Raw genomic sequence first — 22934 nt, forward strand, 5'->3', positions numbered from 1 at the left:
ATAGACGTTCTTCGACATCGTTTTGTTTCGTTTGATTAATATACTTATTAGAAAAGCAAAAAACCCGATGCTATGCATCGGGTTTTTTGCTTTTGAATCATTCGGTTAATTATTGCACTTTAACTGCAACAGTACCAATAACACCGTTTTTCGTAATGAAGGAGATTGTAGCTACACCGTCTTTAGTACCAGTCGTGAATGCACCAGTCGTTTTGTTAATGTCTACAATTTCCTTGTCAGAAGAAGCCCATGTGCCAGTTGCAACAGCAGTTCCTGTTACATCTACGCCATATTGGTCTTCAACATACAGGTCAGTAGCAATCGAAGTATTGGAAGGTGCGCTGTTACCAAGCGACAGCTCAGTTGTGTCAAATGCAACTTTCGCAGCATATGGCTTAGCATCGGAAGCTGTTACAGCGAACTCGGCCAACTTCGTAGCGCCTTGGTACGCAGTAATTGTTGCAGTACCTTTAGCGATAGAGTAGATTTTGGAGCCCTCTACACCAACAACCGATAGATCGCTCGAAGTAATGGAAGTTACGAATTTCGATTGATCAATAGCAACCGTTTTACCATCGGAGGATTTTCCGATCAGCGTTACAGCTTTAGAGTAGTCGCCGTTTTGGTCGTTTTCTTCATTAGCGTAAAGAGTACCGATTGTGTCGATTGCAAAGGACGCAACTTTATCATTTGCGATAGTTGTGAGTTTTGCAGCATAAGTCGACTTATCGATTAGAGTAGTCGTATCATCTTCGTTCACAGTAGCAATACCGATTGTTACTGTTGCATTACCGGCAGTAGCTGTACCTGTGATAGTCAGACCGTTCAAAGCAACTGCAGCACCATCTTTAGAAGCAACGAGTGCGTAGCCGTCTGGCAAGGAATCCATTGTACGACCGTAGTTATCAACGACTTTCACGCTGCTAAGTTCGATCTTATCCGTGCCGCCTTCAGCATACAAAGTAGCTAGATCTTTCAAACCAGCGACTTTAGTAGGAACTGCTTGTTTTTTCACATCAAGCGTTACTTGGCTAGCAATCGTACCGCCAACCCATGCGTATACTGTTGTTGTACCAGCTTGGTTCTCATTAACTGTGAAGTTCAGTTTCAGTTCACCTTTGCTGTTCCAAGAAGCAGTAACATTGTTTCCGCGGTTCGTCGTGAATGTTACTTGTGTGTTGTTGGAAGACTTCGCAAAGTCACCTTTTGCAATTGCAGCGCCATAGTTATCAGTTGCGACGTAGTTGAACGTAGCGTCTTCACCTTGTGCTACCAATGCGCCTGGACCTTGAAGTTGGAATTTACCAACTTTAATACCATCTTCCACTTTAAGCGTGATGGAAGTCGAAACACCTGATTTTGCATTCAATGCAGTGATAACGACCGTACCAGCAGCACCAGCATCAAACGTCAGAACTCCGTTTTCGTCAACTTCAAAGGAATCCACATCAACGATGTCGTTGTTGCTGGAAATGAATTGAATGTCATCGAATTTAACAGTGTTATCTACAACAACACCATCTTCGGAGGAGAGCAGGAATTTATTTCCTGCGGAATCAACGAAGTTGTATGGAAGAACCAGATCGTCGTCTCCTGCAGTGATACGGGATGAACCTTCAAGCGGCTTAACTGTATCGAGTTTCATGGATACAATTGCACTGCCGTCAGTTGCTTTGAAGGATTTGTTCGCGGAAATACCTGTGCTTGGGTTAAGAACTGTAACAATGATTACATCGTCTTTCTTAACGCCTGCAGTTTTCAGGTTAGCTGTGTAATCCGAATCAACTGGCGTTGCAGCCAGGGAAGGAGCTGCTGTAGTACCATCAATAATGTTGACATTCAGATTAGGGTTTTCAACAACTTCACCAAATTGGTTCAGTGCTTTGATACCCAGTTTTTGATTGTCAGCGATAACCAGTGCCGTAGCGCCGATTTCGATTTTAGCGATTGCAGCGTCTGCAACTGTTACTTTAACGCCTTCAGCGCCGTTCACGCTTACCAGATAATCGCCAGCTGGCAGGTACGTGGAAGTCAAGTCAACCGATTTTTTGTCAGTTGCCAAAGTCGATGTGATGGAGTATGCAACATCGTCTTTCTTAACTTCAACTTTAAGAGCGGATTGCTCAGTTGCGTTCAAAGCTTGGTTGAATGCAACCGTAATTTTGTTAGCACCTGTTTGCGAAATTTTTTCTACTTTCGCAGCTTGATACGTAACAGTAACTTCGTACGTTTTACCGTTATAGTCAACAGATACCTTTGTAGCTTCGCCTGTTTTCAAAGCAGTGTCGAGAGCTTTCTTCACTACGCCACCATCAGTGAACGTAACTTCGATGTTTTTCTCGTCAACGATTTTAGTGGAAGCTACGGAAACCAAAGCGTCAGCAGCCAGGTCGTACGATACTTCTACCAGCAATTCGCGAGTAGCATTTGTTTGGTAGGAAGGAAGCTCAGGAAGAAGACCAGCTTTTACAGCTGCTGCTACATAACCTTTAGCCCATGCGGATACTTTACCGGAAACTTCGCCTTCGATTGGCTCTACGCCAGCAACCAGGTCAGCAACTTTCGCGATTTGCTCGATTGTTACTTTGCCGGATGGACCGAATTTGTTAGCGCCCAGGCCGTTCAGCAATTTAGCTTCTGTGGAAGCACCGATGAATCCAGCTGCCCAGTGAGTAGCAGGAACGTCTGTGTACACTTTAGCTGCTGCAGCGTCTGGCTCCAGTTGGGAAAGCAGAGTAAGTACTTTCGCGAACTCAGCGCGAGTCATTTCTTTATCCAGGCCGGCGGAGCCGTCTGGGTAACCGGAGAAAATACCAAGACCTTTAAGAGCGTCGAACTTTTGTTGAGCTGTAAGCTCAGTCGTTGTTGGAGCTGCATCAGCGAATGCTACGGAAGCTGTAGTAAGAGTCATAGCTGCTGCTACTACTAGAGATAAACTTTTTTTCATAACCTTTTTGTCTCCTCCTCTAAATACCTTCGGTTCTTGAGAGTTTTGTTTAGAATATTGATTGCTCGTTTGTCTCATTGGTCGATTCACCCCCTTTCACGAGTTGAGCATAATTCGTATGAATAATGTCTGCAAAAAGTAATTCCATGTAGGAACTTGTCGCAGAAACTTGTAAACAAAAATAGACATGAAAAAAATGGTAGGTACTTGCACCACTAGAACATTATACAATGGGCACCTACTAGCGTAAAGAGCAATTTCACAAATCATACCATGCTCTATCAACCGCCAGATAAGCTTTCTTACCGCCATCTTCATGTAATTAAACGCACCGGTTTCGAAAAAGTTGCGCTGTCGATAAAAAAACTTTTAAAAACTTTTCACGACACCGTTTTCCACGAAACTGTCGATGGGTCTTATGTAATAGGATGGTTTGTCTACCACGTTTTCTATTATATGACGTTTGGCCTATTTACGTCGATAGATAACATTTCCCATGTAAAGAGAACTATAGCAATCGTTAGTAACAGATACAGGAACAAGAAAGCCGCCCGGGAATCACCCAGGCGGCCCTATGTCGTCCAATTTAGTTGAGTTTAGGTAGACGTTTCAGATCAGCAAGGACTTTGCCGACAATGATAGCCGCATCGGAACGAAGCAAGCTGGACTGCGGCTCGAACGTAAAGCCTTTCTTCGGATCCTTCGCATCTACCGGAGATCCTTGAATATAGCCTTTCTTAGCGATTGCAGAAACAGCCGCTCGTGCGTAGAAATTGATTTCGGCATAATCCTTGAATTGCTTCTGCAGCGCCTTATCAATCTTCGTTGTATCAGTATCCATCTTGGTATCCAGTGCTCTGGATAAGATGACAGCCGCTTCTTCGCGCGTCAAGTTCCCTGTCGGGTCAAACGTACGAGGAAGTTTACCCCGAATAATGCCTTCCCGTGCTGCAGTCTCTACATAGCGATAATCCCATAGAGCATCCGGGTTAATAATAGAAGGTACATCATCGAAGTGCGACTTACCGAGCTCGTAGTTCAATGGAACGTCCAACGCCTTAACGAGCATACGGGCAAATTCACCACGCGAGATATACATGTCTGCTCCAAACTCATCTAAGCCAGCGGCGTTCATAACGCCTTTGGAGAAAATCGCCTCCATATAGTTACGTCCATATGGGTGCGCCGTAACATCATTGAAGGAATAAACCATCTTGGCAGCTACATAGTAACCGAATTGACTAAATGGCACCGTGACGGTGTTCTTCTTCGTATCGACGACTCCGCCTACATTCTCCCAGTATTTATTCTTTACGTCGTAACGGAACACGGTCACGATAGTTCCGACCGAATCACGCATGCTTGGATCGAACGACAAAGTCAGTGTACCGATCTTGGACGTGATAAGCTCGCGATCGCTTGGCCGCTCATCATAGGTTGGCAGCTTCGTATTGTTTGTGCCTGTAGCGCCTGGGAATTGGTAAGGATCAACACCGCTTGTTTGCGGGTCGTAAAAGTCTGCCGTACTCATGTCATCCGCTAAGCCGGCATCTACCCAGTAAACCGGACTTGCTTTGGTAAAGCGCGTCGGGAAAGAATATTTGAACCTTGTGCCGAAGCTCTCCAAGATCTTATCGAAGTTGCTCGGCAGCGTCTCGAATTCATGACGATCGACGACGCCGTCCTCTCCATTCGCGATGGCGAAGAGTAGTTTATGACCCGTGTACACTTGATTCTTATACTTGTCCGGTATATTGAAGTCTCTGCGCGTCAAGGTCGTGCCTTTCGGGAACGTCAGGCTGAGTGCACCATCGAATACCTTATTCGACGATCCCATTAGCTGGAGATATTCCGCGCCCGGAATATTCGTCGGTGAATACGTAATGTTGAAGAAATCCGACGTTTTGTCGTTTTGATTTTGGATCGTAAAGCTGATCTTGTTGGCGCCTGGCTTGAGGCCCTCGATAACAACTCGGTAGGCATCATAGTCCGCGCCGTTGACACCGCCGCTATTGTCGGCATCGTATTTAATTTTTTCCGCATTGATTTTGTTGATAACGACTGTCTCTGCACTTGGGGCTTTAATAATGACCTCGACGAAGTTCTTGTTGACAATGCCCTTAGCCGGCAGCAATGGACGAATGATATCGTACGGCAGTGCTGTCGGATCGACTTCCATCCGATAGCTTGCTTTCGGACCATACAGACCGCTGTTGTAAACGAAGAAATTGTAAACGCTGGAGCTTCCGTTATCATTCAACTGCTGCACAGGCAGCGTGAACGTAAAGGATTGTGTATGCACGTCGTAGCTTACCGAGATTCCATTCACCGCTCTACCGCTATTGACCGTGGCGGACGTAGCAGGAATCGTACTATCATAGACATGGAATTCATTCGTCAAATCCCACTGGATCGGCGTCGCATAACTCGTACTTTCAATCTTTAGAATGTAATCGGCAGGCTTCGTAACGCCGCCGAGTTTGATTGCTACACCGCCCGCATCGGTCCCCAGGTCGATGAAATCGAACGTACCGAACACCTTCATCTGCGAACTCTTCGTTGTAAATATACTACCTGATAACGGGAACGCCGGATCGTTCGGCAACGGGGTCAGGTTCTCGACACTGTATGGGAAGATGCCTGCCGAATTTTTCGCCGGAATTTCCGGCAAGTTCGTCGGTACAAGATATACTTTGATTGTCTTCTCATAGGAGTTGCGTGTCCCTTGATAGACAAACCGAATCGTATTCTCGCCGGATACCAAAGCAGCCAATACATCGCTCCTGTTCGCTGCGATGAAATCCACGATAGTCGACCCAGGCGCTGCAAGGTTTTGCGTCAATTGAATCGGCGTGTTATTAATGTAGAAAAATACAGTTTGAGCGACCGGCGGGGTCGTTGAGCTGAGGGTATAGTGTATATCCGCCGTATTCGTAATATTCTCGATACGCCCTGCGAATGTTCCGAGGAACCCATCGACAATGGATGTCTCGCGATCCGCAGCTGTCGTATCATCGTCTACTTTCATGCCATCGAACACCTTGTTAAAGTTAACGTAAGGACCAAACAGCAGGCTTGCCGTTGCCGAAGCGGCAGTCGCGCTTCCACCATCGAGCTTGAAATTAATCGTCTGCGTGCCCTCGTACGGCATTTTCGTTACTGCGAGAATAATACGTTTGAAGGAAGTCGGAATGCCATTAATAACTTTCGTGACATTCGGCGTCGCGGCCGTAGAAATAACGCTGCTAGCAAAGTTAGTGCTTGGGGTTGCTACCGTGCTGCTTTTCACGTCCAAAATATCCGCCTTCGTATTCGGTGTCGAATTGCCAACCAACAACTCGATGGCGAACGGCATATTGTAAATATTTTTACCGTCTAGGCCAACACCGGCAATGTTCTCGAAAGGTTTTCCTTGCGTGTAGCCAGGCAAATAGTTGACTTGATAGATATACGGTGCCGTTCCATTCAGAACGGAAAAATTAAAGTTTGCTCCTTCTTTCACTTCTGCGCCAGCGAGATACTTCTTCTCCTCGTTGACGGCCTTAAGCGAGAGGCCGTATTGCTTGAAGCTCAGCGCTTGCGAATAGACCGATTTAGGCAACGTAAACTGATAGATAAAGAACGCATCGTTGGCTGTCGTGGATGCAGGGTCAACCAACGTGGCTTGAACCTTTCCGCTGTATGTCAACGCGTCGTTAGGAGTAAGACTATAATCGATATCCAACGGCACGGAACCGATTGGCGTTCCGAGAGCCGGGTGAGGGTCCGCGATGCCGTCTGTCGGAGTATTGTCGTACAGCTTGTTCGGGACAATGACTTTACCCGTGAACTGAATACTGTTCGCGTCATTAGTCAAGAATTGCGGACTATATTCAAGCGCACTCTTACCGCCAGCATCTTCAATATTGACATCGTAAAACGTAACGTCGCCATTATAGAATGCAATTTCACGCGTCGTCTCTGTGACCTGATTCTGGTTGGACACTTTAATCGTGACGAGGTTTTTGCCCTTCTGCAGATTAATCGGTGACGCCGCAAAAGAATAGTTGTTGCTGCTGTTGACGGCATACGTGCGGCTGCTGTTGTTGACGACAACCGTCACTTGGCTGGAGTTCGGCGCATTACCGGTAATGCTGATATCCGCAGAAGACCGTCCGCGCGAGAATTGGGACTGCACGACCGTCGTGCCGCTTTCCTTAATCGGGAACATATTGCCGTCCAGACTTGCCGTTAGATTATAAAATAACGGACCGTTCCGATAATTGATATAAATGGAGCTAGAAACTTGGCTGCCCCCTTGCACACCGGTGAATGTAATCCGGTTCAAGCCGGGGAATAACTGCAAATTATAAACCTGCAGCGCAAAGCCGTTAACGTAGATATTGCTTGTCAGGTTCTCGCGAACGCTTCCAAGCTGGTCATCGGACGGATCCGCATTGCCTTGCGTGTTGATGACTTGATACACGCTGTACGTAATTGTCGATGCATTTACGTTACTGGCAGTACCGTTCAATGTCACACGTTCATCGGAAGTCGTCCGGGGAGATGCGGGATCACTACTTTCATCGGGAAATGAGAAATTGCCTGCTGTCGAACCCGCCGCATTTACGTTCGAAGCGCCAAACGACGGTAATAGCTGCAGGACGAGCGAGAGCATCAGTAATAGTACGACTAGTTTCTTACTCACGGTAAGCCTCCTCCAAAAATGAAAACTGTTTCACTATAAATCTGTACTGTATTTATCGGCTGGCTGGAGGAGAAAGTTTAGGATTAAGAAGAAATGAACATCAGCGGAAGTATCAATTTATGGTAAAAGAAAGAGCCTTGACCCATACGGGTCAAGGCTCTTCAAACACATTTATTGAATCGAATTATTTCGACCGCGACTGCTCGGTTCTCAGCAGCAGACGCTGCAGGAAACTGAGGAGCGGCCGCCGTGACTTGTCGACGATCCCGATCAACTCCGCTCCGATCTGGAGGAAGAAGACGATCACGAGGATGACGCCGAACGTGATCCAGTTGGCCGCGTCCGACTGTACGATCGTGGATTGCAGGATCGCGCACAGTCCGAAGAACGATGCAATCGCGTAAATGATCAATACCGTACGGCGGTGGCTGAAGCCGAGTTCGCGAAGGCAGTGATGCAGATGGCCTTTGTCCGGCGCGAAGATCGGTTTCTTGTTGATCCAGCGGCGGATGATCGCGAAGAAGGTATCCGACAGCGGAACGCCGATGATGAGAAGCGGCGTAACGAACGAAACCATTGTCACCTGTTTGAAGCCCAGCATCGAGAGCGTCGCAAGACCGAAGCCCAAGAATAACGAGCCGGTGTCGCCCATGAAGATCTTGGCCGGGTGGAAGTTATAGACCAGGAAGCCGATAACGCCGCCAAGCAGCAAGGCGCTTAACAGAATGACTGGCGCGAAGCCCATGACTGCCGCCATGATTAGGATCGTGCCGATGGCAATACCCGATACACCGGCTGCCAGACCGTCCAAGCCGTCAATCAAATTGATGGCATTGGTTACGCCGACGATCCACAGGATCGTGATCGGAATACTAACCCAAGCTGCAACGGGCTGCATCGCTTCGCCGAACGGAATGTTCAGCAGGTCGATCTTGACTCCGAAACCGAAGACTACGACGCATGCGGCGATGATTTGTCCGAGCAGTTTTACTTTCGCGGACAATTCGAAACGGTCATCCAGCGCCCCGATGAGGACGATGATGGTACCGCCTGCGAGCATCGCGTTAACGAGATTCTTATCATAGCTGCGGAAGAGACCTTCCGGAATAAACGGTTGCACGGCAAAATAGGCGCCGACGAATGCTGCGTATATGCCCAAGCCGCCAAGGCGCGGCATGATTTTCGTATGAACCTTACGATGGTTCGGCTTATCGATCGCCCCGATTTTGTAGGCCAGTTTGATGACCAGCGGGGTGAGCGCCAGTGCTAAACATAATGAAATTATGAATGCAGCTGTATAGAGAACGACGTGACTCATTTTCATCTCCCTTTCATAGCTATCGCCGGATAGAATTATACGCTGTTTGAAAAAGAAACTCCACTCTCATTTTCAAGCAATTTTCACGAAATAAACGGTAATTTCGGTTGCTTGGGCATGGTTTTGCGACATTTTCTTTCGCTCACAGCGCTTTCGCTTCGATTTACGGCCGCATAACTACATGTCCGCGTGAACCTGGGGTTAAATGAGGCTGAAGCTTCTACATCTAGATTAACGTAATTTCGCCGCGATTTGTTTCGCTGGCGTACGCGCTTCCCGCTTCAACCGTTCAATAGCCGCGCCATGTTCGGCGCACCACTGCGCAGGCTCGTCGAGCAGCTGTCCCATCGCGGCTACGAACGCTTCCGAAGCCAGCGAATCGGTCGTTCCCACGGGTTTCAAACCAAGCCGGTTCAGGAACTGATCGATCTTGGGATCGTAGGAAAGTCCAAGCAGCGGCACGGACTGATTCGCCGCGTAGATCAGCGCGTGCAGGCGCATGCCGAACAATGCATCGCAGCGGCTCACCTCGAGCAGCATCGCCTGCGGGTCATCGCCAGGCGAGACGATCTCGGCGGTGCTCTCGCCGAGATCGCCAAGCTGTTCCATCACCGCCTTGGACGTCTCCGCGTCCGAGGGGGTGTGGAACGGGAGGAACCGCAGCCGCACCGCCCGGCTGCGGGCCAGCGCGCCAAGCGCGGCGGCTGCGCGCGCCAGGTCGGCTCCGTCCTTGCGCCAATGCCGCAAGGACACGCCGACCACCGGCGGCAGCGGCGGCGAATCCTCGCCCGCCGCCGCTGCCGCGGGCGCGTTCGCGCCCGCCAGGGCCGCCCGCTCCGCGCCGGCGGCCCCTGTACCGCTTGCGGCTGCGCCAGCAAGCGGCAGCGCCATGACCGGATCGGGTACAACGTCGATCCGGTCGCGCGATACGCCCATCCGCCCGAGCAAATCGGCGGATTCCGCGTCGCGCACGGACACGTACGCGCTGCGCTTCATCACGCCGCGAATCAGCCGGTCCATCCACCGGCGATTCACGGGGCCGATGCCCTGCGCGTAGATGAACGTCGGCTTGCCAAGCAGCTGCGCCAGCTTGATGACGCCCGTGTAATACGGGATCGTCTTCGCCCCGGTCGCATCCTGCAGCAAGCTGCCGCCGCCGCTGATCAAGCCGTCACTGCCGCGAATCGCGCGGAGCAGTTCGCCGAAGCGCATCCGGTGCACGGCTTCGACGCCGTACATCTCCGTCGTCCAAGCAGGATCGATCGACAGCACGACGGGAACGATCCGGATGCCCTGCTGCGCGCCTTCTTCCGCCAGTGCGAACAGAATCGATTTGAGAACCGCTTCGTCGCCGCTGTTGCGGTAGCCGTAATAGCCGGAAATGACTACGCGCCGGATCTGAGCGTTGTTTTGGCCGGTTTCCGTGGTACCCATCGTTTCCAAACTCCTTCCAACACTTGCCAGACCCCCATCAGGACGAGACCGATCAGCGCGCCGAGCGCGAGACCGAGCAAATCGCGGATCAAGGAAATCGAAAGCGGTGTATGAATATGCGCGAAAGTGTCCACCATCGACAGCTGCCCCATCGCGCCTACGATAAATAATACCCACGCCGCGCGATAGCGAAGCGCAAGGAAAATACCGGCAAAGAACAACGGATGCGACAGCAGGAATTCCTTCGTTCTCGGACGCACGCCGAACGTGTTCTCCAAGAAATTACGGAAGGTCAGCTCGATCGACGAGGCCGAGCCTTCGTTGCCCGTGCGGGACAGGTAGTACATTGCTGCCACGCCCAGCACCGCTGCGGCACCGACCCACAGGACGGTGATTTGCATTTTCAGCAAGCGGCGGAGATTACCGATGACGGATTCGCCGGTATAGAGCAGCAGATACAGCGCGGACAACCCGATCGGCGCAAGATGAAGCAGGCTGACGCCGCGGAACTGTTCGAGCACGAGCTTGTACGTAATATTGTTCAGCAGGCCGACGACGAACGGAATGCCGCAGAGCGAGATGAGCGAAGTCGTCGCGAAGATCGCGATCGCCATCAAGAAGCGGCGTCCCGCCGTGATGCCCGGGAAAATCCAGCGGATACTGCCGTTCGCTCGGGCGGTTGCGGCGTCATCCGCGCCTCCAATCGATCGGCGGCTGCCGACCGTATGCGTCCGCACTCGGCGGATCGCCCAGATAACGGCCAGCGTCGGCGCGCTGATCGCGGCACCGAGCGCCAATCCTTGCTCGAAGATCGATTTGGAAACGACGTAGAGGCCTGCGCTTCCGATCAATCCGATGATAAATACAGGGATGGCGACGCCCGGCAGGAACGCTTGGATGAGCAGCGCGATGAATGCGACCGCACCCAGGGCGACAACCGCCTTCAACGGCTTCTGCCAAGACGGCGACGTATAGTCGAACTTCTCGGCTGGACCGGCCGTAAAGCCGAGCTTGTCCAGCTTGGCAAGGAACCCGTCTTCACCTTGCAGCGAGTTATAGATATTTTCCATCGGATCGGTGATGGAGGACTTCGCCGCATTGCTCGCAGGAGCGGCATTGATATAGAACATGCGGATGCTCCGGTCCTTGACGGCCAGATGGAAACGATCCGCGATATCGATCGGCTTCATGCCCGCAGCGTCTTTATCCGGAAGCGAGTACAGTCTCGCCACATTATAATGCGTCAGGTATGCGAGCGTACCCATACCCTGCTGCGGCTTAGAATTCTCAATTGTCGCGATTCCGATTCCGTGCTTGTTGAGCGAATCGGCGAACAGCGTCAAGCTCTTCTGTTCGGCATTATCGCCATAGCCTTTCACCGCATTGCCATCGAATAAGATACGCGTTACGCCAATAGCTTGATATGAATCCAACAGCTTGTCCACTTCGGCTGCGTTGTATTTCGCGCGGTCCGACAAGCGGGGTACGATGCGGAAGCCGGCATCGTGCAGCATTTGGACAGCAAGCGGATCAGGCTGCATCGCTTTAAGAAGCGCATCCTCGACCGGCGTCTCCAGGACGAGCCCCTTGCCGCCTTTGAAGCTCCATGGCGACACGGAGATATCCCATTGCTTGAACGTGTCTTCGATAACTGGTCGAAGCGCGTCCTCATCCGCTTTGGAATTGAACAGCACGTACGTGAAGTTCTCGTTCTTGTCCAGCGGCTTTCCTTCGAGGTCGCTTACCTCATCGGAGCCATACAGGGAAAGACGTCCTTCCCACTTCAGCTCCTGAAGGGAGGTTTCGAAAACCGCCATCGACCCGATGCCGGCCGCTCTCATTTTCACGAGCTCGTCTTGAATGTATTGCTGGGGATGAGCTTTATAAGCCGCGACTTGAACCAAATCGCGATAATCGAACACGATATCGACCTGCTTGGACGAACGCTCCACCTTCCAGCGGTTCGCAGCGACGGGCAATGCCGCGATAATACCGATGATGATGAGGATGCATAATACTGCTGTCGCTTTACGGTTCCAATACTGCCAATTCTGACGCACAACTTCCACTCCTTAACGTATTTCCGGCGGAGCCGCGGCCCCGCCCGAAAGCTTCTGCTTAAGCCTTGCTGTCAACGCGCTTCATCACGTTTTCCGTCAGCGATTGGATGGCGGCCTTCGCCGAGTCCAACGATTGTCCGCGAACCGCAAAATAGACTTTGATTTTCGGTTCCGTGCCCGATGGACGCAGGCAGAACCACGAGCCGTCCTCAAGCAAGTATTTCAGCACGTTCTCGGATGGGAGCCCGTCCAAGCCCGGCAGATAGTCGAGCACCTTCTGCAAACGAACGCCCGCCACTTCCGTCGGCGGATTAGTCCGCCAATCCTGCATGATCGCGGCGATTTGCTGTACTCCGTCCACGCCTTTCAGCGTACGGGACTCCAAATGCTCCATGTAGTAGCCATGCTGCGCATATAGCTCCAACAGCACGTCGTACAACGTCTTACCTTGGCTCTTATAGTAAGCGGCCGCTTCGCAAATGAGCAGCGAGGCAACGACCGCGTCTTTGTCGCGGGCATACGTGCCGGCCAGATACCCGTAGCTTTCCTCATAACCGAAAAGGAAGCTGTGGTCGCCGGTTTTCTCGTATTGGGTCATTTTCTCCCCGATGTATTTGAAGCCCGTCAACGTATTGACGACTTCGGCACCGTAAGAAGACGCGATATCACCGCCCATTTCGCTCGTGACGATCGTTTTGACAACGACGCCGTTCGCAGGCAATTGGCCGCGCTCCTTCAGCGTGCCCAGCAAATAATTGACCATGATCGCGCCGGACTGGTTGCCCGTCAAGACGACGAATTCGCCGTCGTTGTTGCGCACGACCGCGCCCATCCGGTCACAGTCGGGATCCGTGCCGATGATGATGTCCGCGTTCAACTCTTGACCCAGCTTGATCGCCAGCGTGAAAGCTTCGCGTTCTTCCGGGTTCGGCGATTTGACGGTGCTGAAATAGCCGTCCGGCTGCTCTTGCTCCGGCACGACATGCACGTTCGTCAGTCCCGCTTCCTTAAGCACCTCGCGAACGGGCATGTTGCCTGCTCCGTGAAGCGGCGTGTAGACGACGGTCAAATCCTGACCGAGGCCGCCCTTCAGCAGCGTGCTGTTCAAGCTTTGCGCGGCTACGGTGCGAATGTATTCGCGATCCTCCGCATCGCCCAGCCAGCGCAGCAAGCCTTTCGTTTCCGCTTCTTCGCGGCTGATCCGTTTCACTTGGTCGAAGCCGGTGACGGCTTGGATCGCGCCGATCACTTGCTCGGCATCCGCAGGCACGAGCTGGCAGCCATCGGAGCCATAAGCTTTATAGCCGTTGTATTCCGGCGGGTTGTGGCTGGCCGTAATGACGACGCCGCTGGTCGCGCCAAGCGCGCGTACCGCGTAGGACAGCTGCGGCGTCGGGCGAAGCGATTGGAACAGATACGCGGTCACGCCGTTGGCGGCCAGCACAAGCGCAGACTCCAGCGCGAATTCCGGGGAATTGTTGCGCGAGTCGTGCGCAATGACGACTGAAGGCTTCGCGGACTTGCCAACCGTCCAATCCGCCAGTCCCTGCGTCGCTTTGCCGACGGTGTACAGATTCAATCGGTTCGTTCCGGCTCCCATGACGCCGCGAAGACCACCTGTACCGAATTCCAATTCACGGTAAAAGCGATCCTCGATTTCTTTATCATTTCCTCGAATAGCAGCCAATTCGTTTTTCGTAGCAGCATCAATAGAAGGATCAGCAAGCCAAGCCTCGTAACGTTCAATAGCCAGTTGGTTCATCTTCAGCATCCTCTCCATGTTTTTTCTTTTCTTTCTCTATACTGTTCGTGAGCGCTGACTGATTTCGGAATGTCCACTGCCGAAGTGCGCCCGGAGGGCGGTGCGGAGTCGGAGCAACGAAGTGGTCGCCTTTGTAGCCGAATTTCTTCCGATAAATGTCTTATATAATCCGAAGAAATCCGTCTACAACAGCGAGCGGAGACCCGCACCGTCCGTAGGGCGCATGCTCTTCAGCAGTTATTCCGCATCCTTCAGCGCGAACATGATTTCCCCTTCGGCCACCACTTTATCCCCGACCTTCGCCGTAGCTTGTCCTTTGCCGATCGGCCCTTTAAGGCGCGTGATCTCGACCTCGAGGATCAGCGTGTCGCCCGGCGTCACCTGGCCGCGGAAGCGGAAGTTGTCGATGCCGGCGAAGAAGCCAATCTTGCCGCGATTGGCTTCCACCATGAGAATGGCCACGGTGCCGACCTGCGCCAGCGCCTCGACGATCAGAACGCCGGGCATGACCGGATACGCCGGAAAATGGCCCGTGAAGAACGGTTCGTTCATCGTGACGTTCTTCAAGCCGACCGCGCGCTTGCCCTCTTCGACCTCCAAGATACGGTCGATCAGCAGAAACGGGGGGCGATGCGGGATAATTTCTTGGATTTGCCTGATATCGAGCATTTCATGTACTCCCTTTCGTCATGCATGTTATAAATTGCTTATTATTGTGCCACAATAAGGCCATCCTACACGAGCTGCAGTCGTGGGGTTAAGATAAGGGAGATTGACCGCGTCCGCTCGAAGAAGCGCTGCGCGTTCAATCTCCTTTTTACTGCCTTTAGGCTTGGTGGGTGTGGTTCTCGCTGCTGGATGCGCCCTCCGAAGCGCCGCCGGCTTTCGTCTTCCTGCCCTGCCGGTTCAGCGTCATGAACAAACCGATGTAAATAAACGAAGTGATGAACGAGAACGCGATGACGCACCACAGATACGCGCGCGCCCATGGCATTTCGAAGAAAATGAAAAAGATGGCCAAATAATACAGCATCGTGGTGAGTTTCCCCATCCAGTTGGCCGGCACCGTCTTTTTTCCCCGAAAATGAAAATATGCCGATCCCAGGATCATGCCCGCGTCCCGAATGAAAATCGCCGCTCCCGCGCTCCAAGGAATGTGCCCTGTAAGGAGCAGGGACAAAATGACCGTAATCATCATGGTCTTATCCGCGAGCGGGTCCAGCATGGATCCGATCGAAGTGACCTGCCCGTATTTGCGCGCCAGGTAGCCGTCCAGAATATCCGTCAAGCCTGCAACAACGATGATCAAAAACGCCCACTTCATATGATTCGTGGAATCCGAGGCGAATACGGCTATGTAGACGGGAATCAACGCGAAGCGAACCATGGTGAGCATATTGGGCACATTCATTGGCTTACGCCTCCTTATCGCTCGCTGATGCAGGCGATCGTGCAGACATTCTAACCCATTATACCGCTACGCTGGAAAAAATAAAACCATCGTCCACTACGCCGGACACCGCGGCGCGCAATGCTTTTCAGGCTGTACGCGCACCCGCTTTACACGAACTATATCTGAAGGTTTACGCTGCATGCCTTCAATTTTCTGCCTCCCAAACCGTTAATTAAAGAGACAAGACGAAACGTTGTCCCAGCCTTCTGCGGCATACGGCGTTTCATTCCTTCCTATATATACGGCACCATGCACGCTGCCTCTATATTTATAGAAGGAAAAATTCACGTCTTTGGAGGTATTGAACCCAGCATGCGCATGAACAAACCCGTCGCTTCCGTCAAATTCCGGCCATGGCTTACGGCTCTGCTCGCCATTGTCCTCACGTTCTCGACCTTTGCAAGCCTCGCTTACGCGGAGGATGTCGTCACCGGCATCTCGTTCGACAACGCACCGTCAACAGCCCGTATCTATATCGACGACGATGCGCTTCAGATTGATCTAACGGCATCGATCTCCGGAGCCACTTCAACCAAGAACGTAACCTTGGATGCGACATGGGCCACGTCCAACTCATCCATCGTGAAAGTAACGAGCGGTCAATTGACTGCGGTAGCCAAGGGCACCGCGACGGTCAGCGCGACTTACAAAGGCTATAAAGTATCGCTTCCCGTCATCGTCGATTATCTATATGACAGCGTGACGATCAAGAGCGGCGGCACGGCCGTCGATTCCGCGGTCAACGTGAAGCTCGGCGACGACATCGACTACGTGCTGTTTGCCTCGAAGAGCGGCGCCGAAGACCGCGATGTCACGGACGATGCGACCTGGACAAGCTCGGATGCGAGCGTCGCCACCATCGAAGACGGCGAAGTCAAGCTGTTGACAGCCGGCACGACGACGATTACCGGTAAATTCAAAGGCAGAACGGACACGGTGAAATTGACCGTAACGTCGCCTTACAAATCGCTTTCACTTACGAAGGGCGGCAGCAAAGCCGATCTGCTGGAATTCATCTTCGACGGCCCGGCACAGGAGCTGACGGCAACGGTCGTGGATACTTCCGGCGTAAGCAGCACTCCTCGAGATATCGTTTGGTCCACGAGCAGCACGGCCGTCGTCACTGTCGAAGACGGCGAAGTAAAGCCGGTCGGCACAGGCACCGCCACGATTACCGCCAGTTATCTTGGCGTAAGCAGCAGCGTGGCGGTCGTCGTCAGACCCGCCTACGAAGCGCTGAACATTACGCCGAAGGAAGATCAGCATGTGTCGTTGAAAGATGATGACCTCTTGCTTAGCGCCAAATTCTTCGACGACAACGGAAATTTGCAGCCTGTAACGTCGGAAGCGGTCTGGACATCCAGTAACGTCTATGCGGCGACCGTGGACTCGAATGGCAAGGTTTCGCCCAAAGGCGTTGGCACTACGGTCATTAAAGTCACGTTCAAGGGTCTATCCCGCCAAGTGAACGTGACCGTCTATCCGACGATCGCCACGCTGACCGTGGCCAAAGACAGCCTCGATGCCTTCGTAGACAACGCGGATGTCGCGCTGCCTAAGCTTTCGGCCACATCCCTTGCGGATGAAACGGTCGATGTCACCAACCTCGCCAACTGGACAAGCAGCGATACCGAAGTCATGGAGAAAGTCGACGGCAAGTGGAAAGCGAAGAAAACCGGCAAGGCGGTGCTCACCGCTACCGTGCAAGGGAAGACAGTAACCGTTACGGTGAACGTGCACGAGCAGCCGCTCCTGCTGACCGCTGATCAAGCCAACCTGTCCGTTATCATCGGCAAGGATACGAAACTGCCGACGATGACGATGACGTACGATACCGGCGAAGAAGAGGACGTCACCTCCCTGGTGACGTGGAAGAGCTCTTCGTCCAACCTGATCGTGAAGGCGCCGAACATCAAAGGCATCCAAGCTTCGTCCGCCACGCTTACAGCGACGTACCTTGGCAAATCCGCGACCGTGCGCGTGACGATCGAAGAAGAAATCACAAAGATGACCGTGGATAACAGCACGCTTACCTTCAGCCCCGGACATTCGTATACGATGAAAGTAACAGGCGTCTACAAGAGCGGTAAAACCATATCGCTCGCGACCAAAATGAACTGGAGCCTCGATCCCGAGACACTTGCGACGATCAAAGGAAGCTCCCTGAAAACCTTGAAAGAAGGCACGGGCAAGCTTACCGGCGTTTATCAAGGCAAATCCGTCGTTGTAACGATTACCGTCATCGGCAAATTAAAGAAGCTGACTCCTTCCACCAAGTCGTTAACGCTTGCGCCGGAAGGCAAGGAAACCATCAAAATCGTCGCTGATTACGAAGGCGGGCGTACCGGAGACGTTACGAAATCAGCTGTATGGACGACCGGCAACAGCAAAGTAGCCACAGTCACGGACGGCGTCATCACAGGCGTAGCCAAGGGCACAACGTACATTCGGGCGAATTTGGACGGCAAGACGGCCAGCATTCGCGTTTCGGTCAAATAACAGCCTCAGCGGCTATCCTAACCGTATAGATCGGAAGCAAGCCTGCGCTGCCTCGTCCTCACTGCGACGAGCGCGCAGGCTTTTTATATATCCGCACAGCCATTTCTTCAACCATCCGAGTAAGGCAGCCCGCGTACAACGAAAAGCCTGCATAGCTAGGCTATGCAGGCCGTAAGCCGATTCAGAATCAATCGGCGAATATAAGATCATACATGTGCTTCCATGTCTCGAGTTCGAAAATTTCGCTTCCCGGCCGTTTGCCAAGCATCGAATATCCGATGTACATGCCGCCAATAATAGCCAGCACGCAAAGGATTGGCACGATGCTCTTCAGCAGCGTCCATCTCAGGACGCGGACGGCGGGATGGCGCTTCTTGCGCGCAGCCTTCTTCGATTGCGCTCCGGAGGCTTCTCGTTCGGGACGAGCGGCGGCAGCCGAAGCGCCAAGCAAATTGCCGCGTTCCGCAGGCGTTACGCCTTCCAGCCCGGCGGCTGTTTCTTTCTTTGAATCCATAGGCATTCACTCATTTCCTATGCGCGCAAATTGTTCGCAAGACCCATCATCGTATCGCTTGACGTTAACGCTCTGGCGCTAAGCTGATAGGCTCGCTGCACGCTGATCAAATCGGTCATCTCGTCGGCCAACACGACATTCGACTGCTCGAGATAACCTTGTTTAATGGCGATTTTGGATTCTGCGCTTGCCGTTACGTCATGGAGGACGTCGCCCGGCTGCACGCCGTCCGCGACTGTGAACAGATTGTCCGCGACCTGCGTGAGCAAGCCCGGCTTGTCCACTTGAACCAGCTTCAGCTGTCCAAGCTGCAGAATCTCGCCCGTAGGCATCGTACCGACGACATTGCCGGCGGCATCGATCTGTACCGATTTCACTTCAGGTGGAATTTCGATCGCATTGCCGCCGACGGAGGCTACCGGGTAGCCTTCTTTCGTCGTCAGGATGTTGATCCCATTCCGCGTAAATACAGTTTGGAACGATCCCCCGCGCGTATAGCCCGTATGCCCGGCGTCGTCTACGCTGACCTGGAACAACGCATTGCCCTCGATCGCAACGTCATTCGGCTGATCCGTCTGCTGCAGCGGCCCTTGCGAGAAGTCGGGCTGCACCATCGTCAGTCGCGAGCCCCAGCCTTGATTGAAGCCCATCGGCGTCAGCCTTCCCGGCTGATTAAACGCTTCTGGCTGCTCCTTCAACGTCGTCAGCAGATCTTCGAACGTGCCGACCTTCCGCTTGTAACCGACCGTGTTCACGTTTGCGATATTATCCGCCAGCATGTCCAGCTTCTGCTGCAGACCGCTCATAGATGCCATTGCACTGATCGTCGAACCGTTCATTCCGTTAGCCTCCTTGGTTGCATAGGCGAGCAGTACTACTATCATGTGCATTAAAGCTGCGCATCAGTACGACCAGCCCCAGCCCTGCGTTCCTATACGCGAAGTTAAATGCGTCCAATTTCATTGACGGCTTTATCCAAGCTTTTATCGAAGAATTGAATGACCTTCTGGTTGGCTTCGTACGCCCTGGCTGCCGACATGAGGTCGACCATGGACTGGGAAGCGTCAACATTGGAACGCTCCACGAAACCTTGGCGCACTTCGACGCGGTCCTGAGCGTTGATCGGACGCGCCGCCGCCTCTTCTCCGTCTGCAAGCTTGAATTTGCCGTCACCTTCGCGAATCAGGTCGTTCGGGTTGTCCACCCGGGTAAGGAGCAGCTGTCCTGCGCTCGCACCCGTCAGCGGATTCAGAAGCTGGTTATCGCTCGTAAGCGTAAGATCATTCAACGTCACGCCCGCCGGAATCTGAAACGGGTTGCCATCAGCGGCAAGCACGCGGGAGCCGTCGGGAAGCGTCAGAAATCCCTGCTCGTCCAGCTTGAACTGGCCGTCCCGCGTATAACGCGTCTCGCCATTCTGATTCTGCACGGTGAAGAACGCTTGCGGCTGGAAGATCATCTCTCCGTCCGCCGTCACGGCTTTACCGGATGAATCGAAGTTGACGCCGGGTACGCCGATGTCGGATACGATGGCGAAATCGCTGAATTGGTTCGTCTGCATCAGATCGCCCTGCAGATTGACCTGCAGGCTCTCCTCCGCGAAGACGCCCGTGTTCAGCTTGCCGAGCGATTTGCCATTGTCGACATCCTGAGAACCTGTCAAATGAAGCAGCATATCGGGGAAAGAATGGGTAACCGCATACTTCTGTTTATATCCAGGCGTATTCATATTCGCAATATTGTTCGTAACGGTATCATGTCTATTCTGCTGCGATATCATGCCCGCCGCAGCCGTATAGAGACCTCTTAGCATGGAGCATCCTCCTGAGCGCTTCTCATAGTATCCGATCATAACGAAGCTATATCGTATATATCGGATAACTGCGTTCCGTGATGAATAGACGGCTGACATGTCTTTAGACCTATTCTGTGACCCACATCCCTCGGCACGTCCCCCTAGACGTCCTACCCGAACATCGGCTCGCCGTCCAACCCACCGTCTCTAGCGCCTGGCGTTGTCCGATCTGCGAGGCGTGCGGTCCAGATGGTCAAGCAGCAGGCCTGTCCCTTTCACGACGCAATGCATCGGGTCCTCGGCGATAAGCACCGGCACCTTCAGCTCTTCGGCCAGCAGCGCGTCCAGTCCGCCCAGCAGCGCGCCTCCGCCCGTCAGAATGACGCCGCGGTCGATAATGTCGGCCGACAATTCAGGCGGCGTCCGCTCCAGCACCGATTTGGCCGCCGAAACGATCCACGATACCGGCTCCCAAAGCGCTTCGCGCACCTCGTCCGAATAAATCGTCACCGTCAGCGGCAAGCCCGTCACCATATCGCGCCCGCGGATGTCGATCTCGTCCCGGAATCCGTTGTCGTACACGGTACCGATCTTAATCTTGATATCCTCGCTCGTCCGTTCGCCGATCAAGAGCTTGTACTTGTTTTTGATATACTTCATGATGGCTTCGTCGAACTTGTCCCCCGCGACCTTGATCGACGAGGCCGTAACGACGTCGCCCATCGACAGAACGGCTACGTCCGTCGTGCCGCCGCCGATGTCGACGACCATGTTGCCGCTAGGCTGATAAATATCCATGCCCGCGCCGATCGCCGCTGCTTTAGGCTCTTCCTCCAGGAAGACATCCTTCGCCCCGCTGCGCTCTGCCGCCTCACGGATCGCCTTCTGCTCGACCGACGTAATGTTCGTCGGCGCGCAAATAAGAATGCGAGGGCGGCTGTACCATGAACGGCCGCCTACGCGATCGATGAAAGCCTTCAACATAATTTCTGTAATCTCGAAATCGGCAATAACACCGTCTCGAAGCGGTCGAATGGCGATGATGTTTCCAGGGGTCCGTCCCACCATCCGATGCGCTTCTTCTCCAACGGCAAGCACGCGTTTCGTTTCGCTTTCGATCGCTACGACCGAAGGCTCATCCAAAACGACGCCCTTCCCTCTAACGTGAATGGACACATTCGCAGTTCCCAAATCAATCCCGATATCCTTGCTAAACATAAGTCTGAAGTCCTCCAACGCGAATAATAGTCGAGTACAATCCTCATCCTGTATAGTATTCGCTGAAAGGGACGAAAATCCTCTATTCTTGTAGAAAAAATCGCTTACGATTTTGCCGCAGCAAGGACTTCCCGCTTACGTCCGGAGCTCTTCTTGTACTTGATTTTAGTCGCTTCTCCTCCCCTCAGGTGCCGAATGGATTTGTGGTATTCCAGGATGTGCTTCACCTGGTCCGCCAAATCCGGATTTATCTCCGGCAGTCGCTCGGTTAAATCCTTGTGCACCGTACTCTTGGAGACGCCAAATTCTTTCGCGATCGTCCGCACCGTGTGCTTCGTCTCGACGATGCAACGGCCGATTTTTATGGTCCGTTCTTTGATGTAATCGTGCACGCTCCCGCCTCCCTACTCGAGATAGTTTGGTACATTATATGAGGGGTACGGGTATATATTCTTTGTGTCCAAGCGTGACAAGCCCAAGAACTGCAAATATTTTCAAAAGGCGCCCGTAAACGTAAAAAAAGAAGGCAGGAATCCTGCCTTCTGAAGGGTACTGCGATCTATTGCCGACTTGGCGTTATTGCTGGGAATCCGCGCTTGCGGCTTCGATCAGCGCAGTCGGATTCAGCGCCTTGCCGTCCTTGCGCACTTCGAAGTGAAGATGGACGCCGAGCGATTTCTCCAGCTCGTCGCGGCCTGCCTTCGCAATCAGCTGGCCTTGCTTCACGCTGTCGCCGACTTTGACCTGAACGTCGCTCAGACTGTTATAGATCGTCACGAGCCCGTTCGCGTGCTTGATTTGAACCACGTTGCCGTTAAGCGGGTTTTTCTCGGATACCGTTACGACGCCGCTCAGCGCTGCCGATACGTCGAATGCCAGGTCGCCTTTACCGAGGTCGATGCCAAGGTTAGGAATAAGCGTGTTGTCCGGCGCTTCGATCCAAGCCGCTTGACGTTCTTCGCTGCTGGACTTCTCGTCATAGAATGGAGCTACCACGTCGAGCTGGGTCTTGTCGGCCGGCCATTTCATCAATTCGCTGCCGGACTTCTCTACCATCGCATCGTCAGCCGGTGTTTGTTCGTCAAGCGATTGCTCATCCGTAAGCCCTTGTGTAACGTCTACGTCGGTGCTGGCCGGTTTGTCCGTTGTTTCCCCAGCTCCCCCATAGAGCCACATTAAGGTTACGATGATTGCTGCGGCGGCCAAAAATGCTGATGGTGCAGCCCATTTCTTTGCCATCAGTTTTC

At 52.9% G+C, this 22934-nt stretch carries 15 protein-coding genes; 1 reads left to right on the forward strand and 14 read right to left on the reverse strand.

From position 1 onward, the window contains the following. Positions 1-109: 109 nt before the first annotated feature. The 8 genes from AC0YNU_RS25085 to AC0YNU_RS25120 all read right to left on the reverse strand — a co-directional run bounded on the left by AC0YNU_RS25085 (position 110) and on the right by AC0YNU_RS25120 (position 15619). Positions 110-3025, reverse strand: a complete 2916-nt coding sequence (locus AC0YNU_RS25085) for an S-layer homology domain-containing protein (protein WP_475761421.1) — start codon at positions 3023-3025, stop codon at positions 110-112. Between the two features lie 508 nt (positions 3026-3533). Then, complete coding sequence (locus AC0YNU_RS25090; RefSeq protein ID WP_475761422.1) at positions 3534-7124, reverse strand: S-layer homology domain-containing protein; 3591 nt, start codon at positions 7122-7124, stop codon at positions 3534-3536. A 694-nt stretch (positions 7125-7818) separates the two neighbouring features. Next, entirely contained in the window at positions 7819-8952 is a 1134-nt protein-coding gene (locus tag AC0YNU_RS25095) for a glycosyltransferase family 4 protein (protein WP_161705713.1), read from the reverse strand. A gap of 231 nt (positions 8953-9183) precedes the next feature. After that, the gene (gene csaB, locus AC0YNU_RS25100) at positions 9184-10386 is read right to left on the reverse strand and encodes a polysaccharide pyruvyl transferase CsaB (RefSeq protein ID WP_475761423.1); all 1203 of its coding nucleotides are present in this window, start codon (positions 10384-10386) and stop codon (positions 9184-9186) included. After that, a complete protein-coding gene (locus tag AC0YNU_RS25105) occupies positions 10338-12446 on the reverse strand; it encodes a DUF5693 family protein (RefSeq protein WP_475761424.1) in 2109 nt (702 codons plus the stop codon). The genes csaB and AC0YNU_RS25105 overlap by 49 nt, the downstream gene beginning before the upstream one ends. A 58-nt stretch (positions 12447-12504) precedes the next feature. Beyond that, positions 12505-14217 (reverse strand): phospho-sugar mutase, encoded by a 1713-nt coding sequence (locus tag AC0YNU_RS25110; RefSeq protein WP_475761561.1) that lies wholly within the window; start codon positions 14215-14217, stop codon positions 12505-12507. 228 nt (positions 14218-14445) lie between these two features. Continuing rightward, positions 14446-14877 carry a 3-hydroxyacyl-ACP dehydratase FabZ gene (gene fabZ / locus AC0YNU_RS25115; RefSeq protein ID WP_475761425.1) on the reverse strand — a complete coding sequence of 144 codons (432 nt, stop codon included), beginning with the start codon at positions 14875-14877 and terminating at the stop codon, positions 14446-14448. Between the two features lie 157 nt (positions 14878-15034). Further along, positions 15035-15619, reverse strand: a complete 585-nt coding sequence (locus tag AC0YNU_RS25120; protein ID WP_475761426.1) for a CDP-alcohol phosphatidyltransferase family protein — start codon at positions 15617-15619, stop codon at positions 15035-15037. Between the two features lie 354 nt (positions 15620-15973). Here AC0YNU_RS25120 and AC0YNU_RS25125 point away from each other — a divergent pair, with 354 nt between their 5' ends. Beyond that, positions 15974-18160, forward strand: a complete 2187-nt coding sequence (locus tag AC0YNU_RS25125; RefSeq protein WP_475761427.1) for an Ig-like domain-containing protein — start codon at positions 15974-15976, stop codon at positions 18158-18160. A gap of 187 nt (positions 18161-18347) precedes the next feature. Here the strand turns inward: AC0YNU_RS25125 and AC0YNU_RS25130 are convergent, their stop codons facing one another. The 6 genes from AC0YNU_RS25130 to AC0YNU_RS25155 form a co-directional block, all read right to left on the reverse strand. Next, positions 18348-18680 (reverse strand): DNA-directed RNA polymerase subunit beta, encoded by a 333-nt coding sequence (locus AC0YNU_RS25130; protein WP_475761428.1) that lies wholly within the window; start codon positions 18678-18680, stop codon positions 18348-18350. 11 nt (positions 18681-18691) lie between these two features. After that, on the reverse strand, positions 18692-19513 hold the full coding sequence (locus AC0YNU_RS25135) for a flagellar hook-basal body protein (RefSeq protein ID WP_475761429.1): 822 nt from the start codon (positions 19511-19513) through the stop codon (positions 18692-18694). Positions 19514-19617: 104 nt separating this feature from the next. Further along, positions 19618-20487, reverse strand: a complete 870-nt coding sequence (locus AC0YNU_RS25140; RefSeq protein WP_475761430.1) for a flagellar hook-basal body protein — start codon at positions 20485-20487, stop codon at positions 19618-19620. A gap of 189 nt (positions 20488-20676) precedes the next feature. Then, a complete protein-coding gene (gene mreB, locus AC0YNU_RS25145; protein WP_475761431.1) occupies positions 20677-21687 on the reverse strand; it encodes a rod shape-determining protein MreB in 1011 nt (336 codons plus the stop codon). Positions 21688-21791: 104 nt separating this feature from the next. Next, entirely contained in the window at positions 21792-22079 is a 288-nt protein-coding gene (gene spoIIID / locus AC0YNU_RS25150) for a sporulation transcriptional regulator SpoIIID (RefSeq protein WP_090575384.1), read from the reverse strand. Positions 22080-22263: 184 nt separating this feature from the next. Next, positions 22264-22926 (reverse strand): peptidoglycan DD-metalloendopeptidase family protein, encoded by a 663-nt coding sequence (locus tag AC0YNU_RS25155; RefSeq protein WP_475761432.1) that lies wholly within the window; start codon positions 22924-22926, stop codon positions 22264-22266. Between the last annotated feature and the right edge of the window lie 8 nt (positions 22927-22934).

This window comes from Paenibacillus sp. J31P316 (genome assembly GCF_056269105.1).

Coding starts and splice junctions, on each gene's coding strand:
- AC0YNU_RS25095 (WP_161705713.1), bottom strand. CDS start 8,952: ATGAGTCACGTCGTTCTCTATACAGCTGCATTCATAATTTCATTATGT.
- AC0YNU_RS25125 (WP_475761427.1), top strand. CDS start 15,974: ATGCGCATGAACAAACCCGTCGCTTCCGTCAAATTCCGGCCATGGCTT.
- AC0YNU_RS25110 (WP_475761561.1), bottom strand. CDS start 14,217: ATGCTGAAGATGAACCAACTGGCTATTGAACGTTACGAGGCTTGGCTT.
- AC0YNU_RS25140 (WP_475761430.1), bottom strand. CDS start 20,487: ATGCTAAGAGGTCTCTATACGGCTGCGGCGGGCATGATATCGCAGCAG.
- fabZ (WP_475761425.1), bottom strand. CDS start 14,877: ATGCTCGATATCAGGCAAATCCAAGAAATTATCCCGCATCGCCCCCCG.
- mreB (WP_475761431.1), bottom strand. CDS start 21,687: ATGTTTAGCAAGGATATCGGGATTGATTTGGGAACTGCGAATGTGTCC.
- AC0YNU_RS25135 (WP_475761429.1), bottom strand. CDS start 19,513: ATGAACGGTTCGACGATCAGTGCAATGGCATCTATGAGCGGTCTGCAG.
- csaB (WP_475761423.1), bottom strand. CDS start 10,386: ATGGGTACCACGGAAACCGGCCAAAACAACGCTCAGATCCGGCGCGTA.
- AC0YNU_RS25120 (WP_475761426.1), bottom strand. CDS start 15,619: ATGAATGTGCCCAATATGCTCACCATGGTTCGCTTCGCGTTGATTCCC.
- AC0YNU_RS25085 (WP_475761421.1), bottom strand. CDS start 3,025: ATGAGACAAACGAGCAATCAATATTCTAAACAAAACTCTCAAGAACCG.
- AC0YNU_RS25155 (WP_475761432.1), bottom strand. CDS start 22,926: ATGGCAAAGAAATGGGCTGCACCATCAGCATTTTTGGCCGCCGCAGCA.
- AC0YNU_RS25130 (WP_475761428.1), bottom strand. CDS start 18,680: ATGCCTATGGATTCAAAGAAAGAAACAGCCGCCGGGCTGGAAGGCGTA.